This is a genomic window from Deltaproteobacteria bacterium (assembly GCA_009930495.1).
GTDB lineage: Bacteria > Desulfobacterota > Desulfovibrionia > Desulfovibrionales > Desulfomicrobiaceae > Desulfomicrobium.
This window is the reverse complement of record RZYB01000004.1, coordinates 1-13,063: the sequence shown is the minus strand read 5'-3', so window position 1 is coordinate 13,063 and position 13,063 is coordinate 1. Positions and strand designations below refer to the sequence as shown.

The following is a 13,063-nucleotide window of genomic DNA, read 5'->3' as shown; positions in this document are numbered from 1 at the left end:
CGCTTTTTTTCCGTAAAGTGACCCGTTCCATGCCAACCACATTCCGTCAGACCAAGGAGTTCGCACAATGGTGACAATATTCTGGCTGTGCATCAGCTACCTGCTGGGCGCCATGCCCTTTGGCCTTCTTGTTTCCCGGACCTGCTGCAACATCGATCCCCGCGAACAGGGCAGCGGCAACATCGGCGCGACCAACGTCGGCCGGCTGTGCGGAAAAAAATACGGAGCCCTGACCCTGATCCTGGACATGGCCAAGGGTTTCATCCCCGTGGTCCTGGCCTCGTCGTTCTCGGATTCCGCCTTTTTCCTGACCCTGGTCGCCACGGCCACCATTTGCGGGCACATGTACTCCGTTTTCCTGAACGGCAAGGGCGGCAAGGGCGTGGCCACCTGGGTCGGCGCCTTCGCGGCCATTTCCTTTTCCGGCACTATCCTGTGCGGGCTGGGCTTCCTGGCCGCGCTCTATCTGTACAACTACGTGTCCCTGGCCTCCATGGTCATGGTCGCGCTGATGCCCATCGTGCTCCTCTTCCAAGGCATCTGGGGCGCCATCCCCCTGGCCCTGGTCCTGGCCGGCCTGATCTTCTGGAAGCATTCCGAAAACATCCAGCGCCTCATGAACGGCGAGGAAAACCCCTGGAAAAAATAATCCAGCGTCCTTCTTGTCGCCGAAGGAATGACATTCCGGTCGTGAACAGCGGCCGACAACGACACCCCTACAAGGATCGATATGTCTCGGAGAGCAGCGATAAGCTTGGTTTTGATTTGTTTTCTTGGCGCGACAGGGTGTCACTGGGTTGGTTCGACAGCCGGTAAGGCCCAGGCCAAGATCGAGCGCAAGATAGATGCCGTCCAGGACGGCTACGAAAAAGGCTACACCAGGGAAAAAACGAAAACCAACCAATAGGTCGATTCATTTCCCGCGACGCAACACGGCGGCCAGGCTGGCCCTGGTCGCCATACACACAGACAGGCACGGCCCTAACGGTCGTTCGCGGAATCCATGACACATCCCATTTCACTCGTTACTGGGGCCAGTAAAGGGATCGGCGCGGCCATCGCCCTGAAATTGGCCAAAGACGGATTTGACATCTGGCTCAACTACCGCAGTGACCACGACGGCGCGACAAACGTCAAAAACAGCATTGAAACGTTGGGCCGGTCCTGCACGCTCCTGGCCTTTGATGTCGCTGACGCATCCGGCTGTACCGCTGCCCTGGCGCCTCTTTTGGAACGGCAAACGCCATTCGCGGTGATCAACAACGCCGGTTTCACGCGTGACGGACTGATGATTTGGATGCAGGAAAAGGACTGGACCGATGTGCTCGACGTCCATCTGCGTGGTTTTTTCAACGTGACCAGGGCCGTTTTGCCCACCATGCTGCGCAAACGCCGGGGCCGGATCATCAACATCGCCTCGACGTCCGGAGAAACCGGCGTTGCTGGTCAAGTCAACTATTCCACAGCCAAAGCCGGACTCATCGGAGCGACCCGTTCCCTGGCCACGGAGATCGCCAAGCGCAATGTCCTCGTCAACGCCGTGGCCCCAGGATTCATCGATACCGAGATGCTCAAGGATTTGCCCGTGGGCGAAATCCGCGCGCGAATTCCCTTGGGGCGCGTCGGCACCCCGAAGGAAGTGGCCGATGTCGTGGCCTTTCTCTGTTCCCCAGGAGCATCCTACATCACGGGTCAGGTCATTTCCGTCAACGGCGGCATCCTGACCTGACCAGCCAGACGTTTCTCAACCGCGCAAGGATTCATGAACCGCATAGCAATCACCGGCATCGGCATCGTCTCGACCCTCGGCAACGACACGGACACCGTGTCCAAGGCCCTGTACACGGGTAAATCCGGCATCACCGTCGATCCCGAGCGACAGGCTCTCGGCTTCTCCTCGCCCCTGACCGGCGCGATCCGCGATTTTGCCCCCGTACCCGCTCTCGGCCGTAAACAGCGCAAAACCATGCCCGATTTCGCCGTCTGGGCCTTCGCCGCGGCCATGGAAGCCCTGACCATGTCCGGACTGGATCCGCACGAGCTCAAGAACGACCGCACCGGCCTGATTTTTGGTTCGGATTCCAGCAGCATCGCGGCCATCGAACAGGTCGAGCTTCTCCAAAAGCGTGGCCAAACCAGCCTCATTGGCAGCGGACTCGTTTTTCGCGCCATGACCTCATGCGTAACCATGAATCTGAACACCTTGTTCGGGACCAAGGGCGCCTGTTGGACTCTCAGCTCGGCCTGCGCCAGTGGAGGACAGGCCGTCGGACAGGCCGCGGATCTGATCGCCCTTGGCCGGCAAGACCGGGTCATCTGCGGTGGCGTCCAGGAAATCAACTGGCAGTCCATCTGCAGCTTCGATGGGCTTGGAGCCTTCTCGACGCGCGCGGACGATCCCGCCAGGGCCAGCCGTCCCTTTGACCGCAATCGGGATGGTCTGGTGCCCAGTGGAGGCGCGGCGGTCATCCTGCTTGAAAACATGGATATGGCCAAGGCGCGCGGCGCGCGCATCCTTGGCGAAGTTCTCGCCCACGGTTTTTCCTCGGATGGCGAAAACCTCTCCGTGCCCAGCCGCGGCGGCCTGGCCCGAGCCATGCGCGCGGCGCTCAACAACGCCAATCTCACGACAGCGGACATCGACTACATTTGCGCCCACGCCACGGCCACTCCCGCCGGCGACGGCGTGGAAGCCTGGAATATCCGCGACGTGTTCGGGGCCACGACGCCAACCATCTCATCGACCAAATCCATGACCGGCCATGAATTGTGGATGTCCGGCGCGTCCCAGGTCGTCTACACGACCCTCATGGCCCGTGACGGCTTCATCGCCCCAAGCATCAACTTCGACCAGCCCGACGACGACACGGCCGGCCTGGCCATCACGCCGGAGACCATCGAACGCGCTCCGCGCACGGCCATGTGCAACGCGGCGGGCTTCGGCGGCACCAACTCCTGTCTCATACTTCGGTTCTAAAATACATGGCCCCTCGAACAATCGTTATCGGCGCCGGCGTCGCGGGCATGACCACGGCACTCATCCTGGCCCGTCACGGACACCACGTGAGCCTCGTCGAAGCCTTCCCCCAAGCCGCGCCAACGCTACGCGGTTTTCACCGCGGCGGCATCTACTTCGATACCGGACTTCACTACACGGGCGGGCTCGCTCCGGGTGAAATCCTCGATCGCTATCTCCATTGGCTGGATCTGCGGGACGTGACACCCGTGCCATACAATCCAATGTGCTTTGACCGCTTTCGCTTTTCATCCGATGGCATGGAGTTTTCCTTTCCGATCGGCCGCGAACAGATCCAGGCCACGCTTCTGGACGCCTTTCCTGACCAACGATTGGGCATCATCACCTATCTCGACGATGTCCGGACCGCTTTTGAATCGTCGCCTTTTTTGAATCCCGAGCGTGATTTTTCCCGGAACGATCTCGACGTCATGCTTCGGGAACAGTCTCTGACCGACTACCTACAGACGCATTTCTCCGACGATCGACTCAAATCCATCCTGTCCATGCACAGCCTTCTTTATGGCGTGTCCCCCGATGAATGTCCCTTTTCCAATCACGCTCGTATTGTTGGATCCTACTACCAATCGGTGCACGGCGTGAACGGAGGCGGACGGGGCGTGGTCCACGCTTTCGAACAGGCCCTCAACACCGTCGGAGTACAAACCTTTTTTGGGCAGGCCGCTCATGGGATCGTGCTCGATACTACAGGCGACATTCGTGGCGTGGAACTGAAAAACGGCGAAATCTTGAAATCAACACAAATCGTTTGCACGACACATCCTTCCGTACTGGCCCATTTACTACCCGCCGAGGCCATGCGCCCGGCCTTTCGTCGCCACATGCAAAGCCTTGAGGACACGCCCTCGGCGTATATGCTCTTCGGCATTTCCGATGCGCCCCTCGACCTTCTGGACCGAAGCAATCTGTTCGTCTGTCCAGACACGGATGTCCCGTCCTTCTTCCGGCCAGGCCGTCATCCAGAGAGCGGCCCGTTCTATATCGCATCCACGGAGCAACCAGGAAACGCCACATCCCGAGCCATCATCGCCATCGCGCCAGGGCACGCCAGCATGGTTGATGCTTGGAAAGAAACCCACACCGGCAGACGTCCAAACTCGTATCACCAGCACAAATCCGAACGTCTCAAGGCCATGCGCGACCGTCTCTTGGACTCGGCACCAGAACTCTCCAGCGTCCGGTTTATCGACGGCGCCACGCCGCTGACCCTGCGTGACTACATGCGCACGCCCACGGGCAGCCTCTATGGCGCTCGTCATTCCATTCATCAGCTCAACCCCATGCCCGTAACCCGGATCCCCGGCCTCATGCTCGCCGGCCAGTCCATCGTCGCTCCCGGTCTGCTGGGAGCGATCATCTCCGCCGTCCTGACCTGCGGATTCCTCGTGGGGCACGATATCATCCGCAAGGAGCTTCGCGCATGCCATTAAAACGTGTCGTCATTACCGGGATGGGCGCGGTCACACCCTTCGGACCTGGCGTGAACCGGCTGTTCGATGCCCTCCTCACGGGCAAAAGCGCTATCCGCCAGCATCCGGAGTTGGAGCGAGTGCAAGGATTGAGACCACGGGTCGCTGGCCTTGTCCGGAGCATTGATATCAGTGATATCCCGCGCAAAGTGCGCCGTTCCATGTCGTCCATGTCCGTTTACGCGCTCCTGGCCGCACAGGAAGCCCTGCACCAGGGAGGCGTCGACGAACCGCTGCGCAGCGGTGGACGCCTCGGCGTGGTCCTGGGCTCCACCGTCGGCAGTGTCGACACCATGGAGGAATTCTTCTCTCAATATCTCGCCACCAAAAGCGTGGAGCAGATCAAATCCATGCTGTTTTTTCGCATCATGGGCCATTCCTGCGCGGCCAACGTGGCCCAAGCCCTGGGCGTCAACGGGCGCACGGTGGCTCCGTCGGCGGCCTGCTCCACTGGCTGTCAAGCCATTGGGCTTGGCTATGAAGCTATCCTCCTCGGTCGCCAGGATCTTATGCTTTGCGGTGGAGCCGACGAATTCCACCCGCTGACAACGGCGACGTTCGATATCATGCAGGCCGCATCCACGGCTTTTAACGACGCCCCACGGCAAACCCCTCGCCCTTTTGATCGCGACCGGGATGGCATGGTCTGCTCCGAAGGCGCTGGCATCATCTTATTGGAATCATTAGACTCAGCTCTGGAACGCGGCGTCGATATCCTCGCCGAGGTGGCTGGCTTTGCTTCAACATCCGACCCCACCAATATCGCCAACCCGAGCTCAGCCCCAATGCGTCGGTGCATGGAACTCGCGGTGCGCGACTCGGGGCTGACTGCAACGGACATTGATTATATCAACGCCCACGCCACGGGCACCATGCAGGGCGACATTTCGGAAAGCGCGGCCATCGCCGATCTGTTCGGTCCGGAAGTACCCGTATCAAGTCTGAAGGGACACCTGGGGCACACCATGGCCGCCAGCGGCGCGATTGAACTTGCGGCATGCGTGAAAATGCTCTGCAATGAGACCCTCGTTCCAACTCGCAATCTTGACAACCCAGCCCCTGAATGCTCAAAAGCCCACCTGCTTCGGGAGGTTACCCGCCAACCCGTGGTCAACCTCGTCAAAAACAACTTCGCCCTCGGCGGTGTGAACTGTTCCATTGTTTTAAGGAGATTCTCGCATGACGGATGAGGACATCATCGACAGAACCAACGCCGCCATCGCGGAAGAATTCGAACTGGACGCGGCCGACATGACGCCCGAGGCCTCCTTCAAGGACGACCTGGGACTGGACAGCCTCGATGCCGTGGACATGGTCATCGTGCTCGAACAGGAATTCGGCATCAAAATCGGCAAGGATCCACGGATCGCGACCATCAAAACCCTGGCGGACCTGCACGCCTTCGTCATCGACAAAAAACGCGCCCTCGAATCCTGATCAGGCATGGCCGCCGCGCACCAGCCCCCTACTTGTGCCGATGGGGTACGCAACCTTGTCCATTACGGCGGCCTGACACTTCTGACCCTGATCACCATCGTTCTTTCCCCGCCGTTGTACATCATCCTGCGCCGCCTTGGCGGGGCGACTTCCGGCCAGGCCGTGCGCCGCATCATCTGGGTTTACGGACGGGCATGGACATGGCTGCTCCGGCTCGTGGTCCCGGTCCGGATCGGCACGGGCGACGCGGCGGACTATCCCGCGCCGTGCATCATCGTCGCCAACCACCAGTCCTTTTTCGACGCCTTCTGCATGGGGGCCCTGCCCATTTACGATCTGGTCTTCGTCGTGCGGTCCTGGCCCTTCCGCATCCCGTTCTACGGCCCGTACATGCGGCGCGGGGAATACCTGAACAGCGAACACCTGAGCTGCGACGAATTTCTGGATCAGGCCGTCCAACGCCTGAACAACGGCATTTCGGTCATCATTTTTCCCGAGGGAACGCGCAGCCCGGACGGGCAACTCGGCCGCTTCTATTCCGGGGCGTTCAAACTGTCCCTGCAAACCGGAGTGCCGGTGATCCCCATCTGCCTGCGCGGGATGGGCGACTTTCTGCCCAGGGGGGGCGTGTGGCTGCGCAAGGCTTCCATAACAATCAAAAAAATGGCACCTGTCTTTCCAGCCGATTTCAAGGCAGCCGGTCCCGGCGCGCACCTGGCCATGCGCAAGCACGTCAAGGCTCTGTTGGCGACAGCTCTGCGAGAACCGGCCGAGTGACCGTCACCATTCACAAACCCAGGAGAAGAGCATGCACCCGACATTCCGATTTCCGCGTTTCCTCGTTGCCGTCACCCTTGCCGCCGCCTTGTTCGTCATGACCGGCTGCATCCGCAACGCCGCCGTCTACAATGTCACGAACGCGCCGGTCGCCACCAATGCCAACCAGCGCCTCGACACGGACGCCGTCCGGGACGCCATCCTGCGCGCTGGCAACAAGCTGGGCTGGATCATGCAGACCAAGGCGGACGGGCATATCCTCGGCACCCTCAACCTGCGCGCGCACCAGGCCGTGGTCGACATCACCCATACGGCCAGCACCTTCAACATCGCCTACAAGGACAGCGCCAACCTGCACTATGACGCCGCCAAGAACCAAATCCACAAAAATTACAACGGGTGGATCAAGAACCTCGAACACGAGATCCAGATCGAACTCAACGCACTCAAATAAAGGCATCTCCGGCGACGCGGCCAGCCGCGCCGCCGCCATTCCGGTTCATCCCCGACTCCGACACGCCATGCACAACCAACTCCCCGCCCCGGCCGCGACCCTCCTGCCCCACGAGCCGCCCATGGTCTACATCGACCGTCTGCTGGAAGCCGACCAAGACCGAGGGCTGTGCGAAACCCGCCTGACACCGGGACACATGTTGCTCGACAGCCAGGGCCGCATGGACCGCTGCGCCTTCATCGAACTGGCAGCTCAGAGCTTCGCCGCGCTCAAGGGCTGGGAATTCGTTCGCCAAGGCCAGCCCTTTCCCATCGGCTTCCTGGTTGGCGCGCAAGGTTTCGAATGTCTGGCCGACGCCCGGATGGGCGACCGTCTATGCATCGAAACCGTGTCCCTGGGCACCTTCGAGGGCTTCGGCGTTGTCCGGGCGACCATCACCCGGGACAGCGACATCCTGGCCCAGGGCAAGATCAAACTCTACGTTCCGAACGCGGGAAATCCGGCATGAATCGGCATCTCGGCCTGCTATTCGGACTTGTGCTGGCCTTGGCGACCCTACCCGCCACCGCCCCGGCCGCCGAGCCGACGGAAATTCTGAACAGCCTGCGGTCCAAGGCCGCTGGAGTCGCGACCATCGTCAGCGACTTCAAGCAGGAAAAACGGCTGTCCATGTTCGATTCCGTGCTCGTGTCCACGGGTCGATTTTACTTCGACAGACCGGACAAGTTGCGCTGGGAATACATCGACCCGCTCATCGAGGGGTTCGCCATCAGCGGCGATAAAGGAACGCGCTGGACGGACTCGGTCGAAAACCGACGACAATTCGTCCTGCGCCAGGATCCGGTCATGCACATTGTCGCCGGCCAACTCCTGGCCTGGGCCACCTTTGACCTGGACCGACTGCGACAGGAATACGACATCGCCCTTGATGGCGCCTCGCCCGTCGTTCTGCGCCTCACGCCGCGCGGCGACGAGGCCCGGCGCATCCTGCAATGCCTGTTGATCGAATTCTCACCGTCGGGGGAAACGGTCGCCAGGGTCGAACTGCGGGAACAGGGCGAGGACTTCACCCGAATCACCTTTTCCGGCACCGTGATCAACCAACCCCTCGACGCCGGGTTGTTCCGCTGACCATGCGCCACGGTCTCGGCCCGCTGTACTCCCGACTGGCGCCGCGCCGGCGCGCCCTGTTCGCCTCGACCGCGGTCCTGATCGCGGTCTGCACCGTATGGCTGACACGCCTCGTGGTTCGCGAAGACATCCAGACCATGCTCCCGGAAAGCGGCGCCATCGCCGAAGATTTCGCGCTACTGCGCCAGGCCCCCTTTGCCCGGCGCCTAACCGTCACCGTCTCGCATCCCGGAGGCAACGCGGCGACGGCGGCGCGACTGCTGGCCGAGTCCCTGCGGCGACAACCGGAATTCACCCACGTCATGACCGGCCCGAGCGGGCGCATGGACGTCGGCTTTTTGGCCCGTGTCCCGGATCTGGCGCCAGCCCTGCTCGACGCCACGGATCTGCGGGAGCTGGAAAACCGGCTCGACACCCGGTCCATCCATGCCGCCCTGGAGCGAAACCGGAACACGCTGCTCGGCCCCGGCGGACTGGCTCTCAAGGACGCCGTCAACCGGGACCCCCTTGGCATCCGCGACCTGGTTCTGGCGAAGCTGACCCCGCTGGCCCGTTTCGCCCAGGTCAGAATCGAAAACGGCCAGTTCGTCAGCCAGGACGGCATGCACGCCCTGATCCTGGCCGACACGGACATCCCCATGACCGACTCGCGCGGCGCGGCGACCCTCATGGCCGCCCTGGACCGGGCCAAATCCGCCCTGCCCGAAGGCGCGCGGGTCATGTTGCTCGGCGGTCACCGCCATACCCTGGCCAATGCCGAGGCCATCAAGGCCGACCTGGAACGCATCCTGCCCGCGTCCCTGCTCGCCCTGGCCGTTATCTTCCTGTTATTCCTGCGCTCCCCGCAAAGCATCCTCGTCTTTCTGGTCCCGATCTCGGTCATGAGCGTGGCCGGAGTCGGCACCGCCGCCATTCACGGCGACATCTCCGGCATCGTGCTTGGCTTCGGAGCCGTATTGCTCGGCATTTCCGTGGATTACGCCCTGCACGTCTTCCTGGCCCTGCGGGCAGGGCACGAATACGAAGGCCGCACGGCCGCCACGGTACTTCAAGACGTGGCCCGCCCCGTGACCTTCGGCGCTCTGACCTCGTTCGCCGCCCTTGCCGCCCTGCTCGTGTCCGATATCCCCGGCATCCGACAACTGGCCGCCTTTTCCATGATCGGCCTCGGCGCGTCCCTGCTGCTGTCCCTGGTCGTGCTGCCCCATGGAATCACGCCGCGCGGCCCGACCACGGCCGCCACGCAGCCCGCCGCGCCCCGACGATCTCCGGCGCACACCATTCGCCGCGTCACCCTGACCGCCGTCTGGGTCGTGATCCTGGCCTGCGGCTGGGGAGCCGGCACGCATCTGCGCATCAACGGCGACCCACGCGCCCTGAGCCATGTTCCGGTCAGCCTGCGCGACGACGAAACGGCCACCCGCGCCATATGGGGCGGCATGCGCGACATGGCCATGATCGTGACCTCGGGGACGGACTCGGACCACGCTCGCGACGGCAATGACGCGGTCTGGGACTACCTGCGGACCGCGGGGCGCGGGCAGAACGTCATGAGCCTGGCGCCGGCCTGGCCGGGCCCGACCAAACAGCAGGCCGCCATGGTGGCCTGGAAGCAATTCTGGACCGAACACGGCCCGGACACCCTGCGGATCTTGGCCGCGGAAAAGCACAAACTCGGCTATTCGAGCGTATCCTTCACCCCCTTCGCGGAGGCCTTGCGCCGTGATCCCGCTCCCATCACCGCCGAGACCATCGATGCCCTGGGTCTGCGCGACCTCGTCGCCATGCTCACGGTGCAAGATGCTGGACAAACCCGCGTCATGACCCTCCTTCCCGACACCGCCGACCTGAACGGACTCTCCGATGACATCGCCCGATTGAACCCCAAGGCGCGCCTGGTCTCCGGCGGCCGTTTCCGGGATCTGCTCGGCCAAGCCATGACGCGGGACGTCTCCCGCTTCTGCGGCCTGGCCCTCGGTGCGGTGGTTGGTCTCGTTTTCCTGCTCCACCGCGACCCGACGCGCTCCATGCTGGCCCTGCTGCCCGTGGGCGCGGGCCTTGTCGCGGTGCTGACCGCCATGGCCCTGACCGGTCAGGACGTGAATCTGTTCCATGTCGTGTCCTTTCCCCTGATCATGGGGTTAAGCGCGGATTACGGCATTTTCATGACCAGCGGCATGGGCCGGCCACGCGCGAGCACGATCCACTCCGTGCTCCTGTCCGGCCTGACCACCCTGGTCGGCTTCGGCGCGCTGGTCCTGGCGCGGCATCCGGCCCTGCATTCCCTGGGGATGACGGTCCTGACGGGCATTGGCACGGCCATGCTCACGGCCCGATGGGGCATCCCCCTGCTGCAACGGCGGACTGCATGATCCGTTTCCTGGTCATCCTGCTCGTGATCGGCCTGGGCGGCTGCGTCCACCAGCGACCCGATCCATCCCTCTGGACTCAGCCGACGGCCAAATCCATGGGCGTTGTCGTACCGGCCATCCCGGAAACGCCGCGCGTGCTCCGTCACGCCGCGCGCCTGGAAATCCGGGGCCAGGCTCCCCAGGCCTTTGACGGCATGCTGGGTTTTGATGCACGACGGCGGACGGCGCGGGCGGTGGCCCTCGGCGGCTTTGGCCTGAAGGTGTTCGATCTGACCGTCACACCGGACACGGTCGAGACGCATCTGCTCCATCCGGCCCTGGCCCGCGTTCCCGGCATGGCCGAACGCATCGCCTTCTGCATCCGCCGCATCTGGCTGGACTTCCGGCCCGCGGAAAACGACCCGGCGCAAAACCGCGATGGCCGGGTCCACCTGTACGACACCCGTCGCGGCGTCCTGCTGGAACACGAAGTGACCGGAGGCGAACGAATCGCCACCACGGCCCACGGCCCAAAGGAATACTGGCGCGTCGAATTTCGCGACCACGACCCAACCACCCATGAACCCGGCCGCATCGTCTTCACCGACGGCGACGGCCGCTACCGACTCGACATCCGGACCATACCGCAATGAGCGCACTGCTTCAGGAAATACGGGCCTGCGCCGTCGGCCAGGCCATCACGGACAACGACTCACGGACGATGGAATTCATTTTCCCACCGTCCTTTCTCGGTTTTCAAGGGCACTTTCCGAGCCAGGCCATTCTTCCGGGCATGGTCCAGATCATGGCCGGCATCGTCACGGCCGAAAACGGCCATCCCCTGACCCTGCTCAAGGTCGGCCGCGCCAAATTCTCGCGCATCATCATGCCGCTGGAACCGATCCGGGTCACGGCCTCGACCTCGACCAAAAACGGCCACGTCCAGGCAATCGTCCAGATCGCGGTCCATGACGACATCGCCGCCTCGCTGACCCTGGAGCTGATTCCGACCGGAGGCGGACAATGAAAAAAGCGTATTTCAAGGCCGCGCCCCACCATCCGGCCCCACTGGCGCACACGGTCGAGCGGGCCGTGCGCTTCGAGGAGGTCGACCCTCTCGGCATCGTCTGGCACGGCCGCTATCCGAGCTACTTCGAGGACGCCCGCGTGGCCCACGGCAACCGCTACGGCATCGGTTATCTCGATTTCCATCGCGAACGGATGCTTACGCCCATCAAGCAGATGCATGTCGATTACATGCAACCGCTGCGCTTCGGCCAGTCGTGCACGATCACGGCCCTGTTGCACTGGAGCGACGCCGCCCGCGTCAACTACGAATTCCAGATCCGCGATGACGCCGGCGAAATGACCACGACGGGATACTCGATCCAGCTTTTTGTCGAGGAATCCGGCGCCCCGCTCATGTACCCGCCCGACTTCTATCTCGCCTTTCTGGACCGCTGGAAATCCGGGACCATCTAGACATGCGCGTCCTGCTCATCGCCACGAACACGGAAACCGAACCGTATCCCGTCTTTCCCCTCGGCATGGCCGTTATCGCCCGCGCCCTGGAACAAGCCGGACACGAGGTTCGCCAACTCGACGCCCTGGCCGGCGGCACCCCCGAACGAATCGGTGCCGTGTGCCGGGAATTCGCGCCCGAAGCCGTGGGCATCTCGGTCCGCAACCTGGACAACGTCGATTCCCTCACCTCGGCCGAGCACTGGGCCCTGGACGGAGTCCGCGCCACGGTCGACGTGCTGCGCCGCGCCACGAACGCGCCGATCTTCATGGGCGGCCCGGGCTTTTCCCTCATGCCCGAGCAGATCCTCGAGCACACCGGCGCCGACCACGGCATTGTCGGCGAAGGCGAGGAAGCCTGCTCCCGATTTCTGGACATGCTGATCGCGGGCCAGACCCCGCCCCGTCTGCTCCACGGGTCACGCCGCCTGCATGGCAACGAGATTCACGGCGCGAGGGCCGATGCGGACATCCTCGACTACTACCTGGGCCAGAGCGGCATTCTCAACCTGCAGACCAAACGCGGCTGTCCGCACGCCTGCATCTACTGCACCTACCCGAGCCTGGAAGGCGGACGGATCCGGGCCAGGGAGCCCGAGGCCGTCATCGAGGACATCCTGCGCATCACGGCCAGCCACGACATCCACGAGATATTCTTCACCGATTCCGTGTTCAATGATCGCGAAGGGCACTGGCTGCGCCTGGCCGAGGCCATGGTGCGCCAAAATCTGACCATCCCCTGGAGCGGCTTCTTCCAACCGGAAGGACTCACCCGCGAGGAACTGCATCTGTGCCGACGGGCCGGACTCAAAGCCTTGGAGCTGGGCACGGACGCCACCACGAACACCACCCTGCGCGGCCTGCGCAAAAGCTTCGATTTCGCCAC

General features: G+C 62.9%; 14 protein-coding genes. All 14 read left to right on the top strand.

Annotated features, from left to right (window positions below; all coding sequences use genetic code 11):
- Window positions 1-67: 67 nt before the first annotated feature.
- Window positions 68-649, top strand: coding sequence for a glycerol-3-phosphate 1-O-acyltransferase (gene plsY / locus EOL86_01055; protein ID NCD24169.1), 582 nt, complete (start codon window positions 68-70; stop codon window positions 647-649).
- Window positions 650-1,003: 354 nt separating this feature from the next.
- A complete protein-coding gene (gene fabG / locus EOL86_01050) occupies window positions 1,004-1,729 on the top strand; it encodes a 3-oxoacyl-ACP reductase FabG (protein NCD24168.1) in 726 nt (241 codons plus the stop codon).
- Between the two features lie 33 nt (window positions 1,730-1,762).
- A complete protein-coding gene (locus EOL86_01045) occupies window positions 1,763-2,977 on the top strand; it encodes a beta-ketoacyl-[acyl-carrier-protein] synthase family protein (GenBank protein ID NCD24167.1) in 1,215 nt (404 codons plus the stop codon).
- A gap of 5 nt (window positions 2,978-2,982) precedes the next feature.
- The gene (locus EOL86_01040; protein NCD24166.1) at window positions 2,983-4,467 is read left to right on the top strand and encodes an NAD(P)/FAD-dependent oxidoreductase; all 1,485 of its coding nucleotides are present in this window, start codon (window positions 2,983-2,985) and stop codon (window positions 4,465-4,467) included.
- On the top strand, window positions 4,458-5,696 hold the full coding sequence (locus EOL86_01035; protein ID NCD24165.1) for a beta-ketoacyl-[acyl-carrier-protein] synthase family protein: 1,239 nt from the start codon (window positions 4,458-4,460) through the stop codon (window positions 5,694-5,696). The genes EOL86_01040 and EOL86_01035 overlap by 10 nt, the downstream gene beginning before the upstream one ends.
- A complete protein-coding gene (locus EOL86_01030; GenBank protein ID NCD24164.1) occupies window positions 5,686-5,943 on the top strand; it encodes an acyl carrier protein in 258 nt (85 codons plus the stop codon). Before EOL86_01035 ends, EOL86_01030 begins: the two co-directional genes overlap by 11 nt.
- Window positions 5,944-5,949: 6 nt before the next feature.
- Window positions 5,950-6,720, top strand: coding sequence for a 1-acyl-sn-glycerol-3-phosphate acyltransferase (locus tag EOL86_01025; protein ID NCD24163.1), 771 nt, complete (start codon window positions 5,950-5,952; stop codon window positions 6,718-6,720).
- A 31-nt stretch (window positions 6,721-6,751) separates the two neighbouring features.
- Window positions 6,752-7,174 carry a hypothetical protein gene (locus tag EOL86_01020; GenBank protein NCD24162.1) on the top strand — a complete coding sequence of 141 codons (423 nt, stop codon included), beginning with the start codon at window positions 6,752-6,754 and terminating at the stop codon, window positions 7,172-7,174.
- A gap of 342 nt (window positions 7,175-7,516) precedes the next feature.
- On the top strand, window positions 7,517-8,305 hold the full coding sequence (locus EOL86_01015; protein ID NCD24161.1) for an outer membrane lipoprotein carrier protein LolA: 789 nt from the start codon (window positions 7,517-7,519) through the stop codon (window positions 8,303-8,305).
- 2 nt (window positions 8,306-8,307) lie between these two features.
- Window positions 8,308-10,677, top strand: coding sequence for a transporter (locus EOL86_01010; protein NCD24160.1), 2,370 nt, complete (start codon window positions 8,308-8,310; stop codon window positions 10,675-10,677).
- Window positions 10,674-11,309, top strand: coding sequence for a hypothetical protein (locus EOL86_01005; protein NCD24159.1), 636 nt, complete (start codon window positions 10,674-10,676; stop codon window positions 11,307-11,309). Before EOL86_01010 ends, EOL86_01005 begins: the two co-directional genes overlap by 4 nt.
- Window positions 11,306-11,683: a hypothetical protein gene (locus tag EOL86_01000; protein ID NCD24158.1), complete on the top strand. Its 378-nt coding sequence runs from the start codon at window positions 11,306-11,308 to the stop codon at window positions 11,681-11,683. Before EOL86_01005 ends, EOL86_01000 begins: the two co-directional genes overlap by 4 nt.
- Entirely contained in the window at window positions 11,680-12,138 is a 459-nt protein-coding gene (locus EOL86_00995; protein NCD24157.1) for an acyl-CoA thioesterase, read from the top strand. Before EOL86_01000 ends, EOL86_00995 begins: the two co-directional genes overlap by 4 nt.
- Window positions 12,139-12,140: 2 nt before the next feature.
- Window positions 12,141-13,063: radical SAM protein (locus EOL86_00990; protein NCD24156.1), on the top strand; the 923-nt coding region annotated here is incomplete at its 3' end.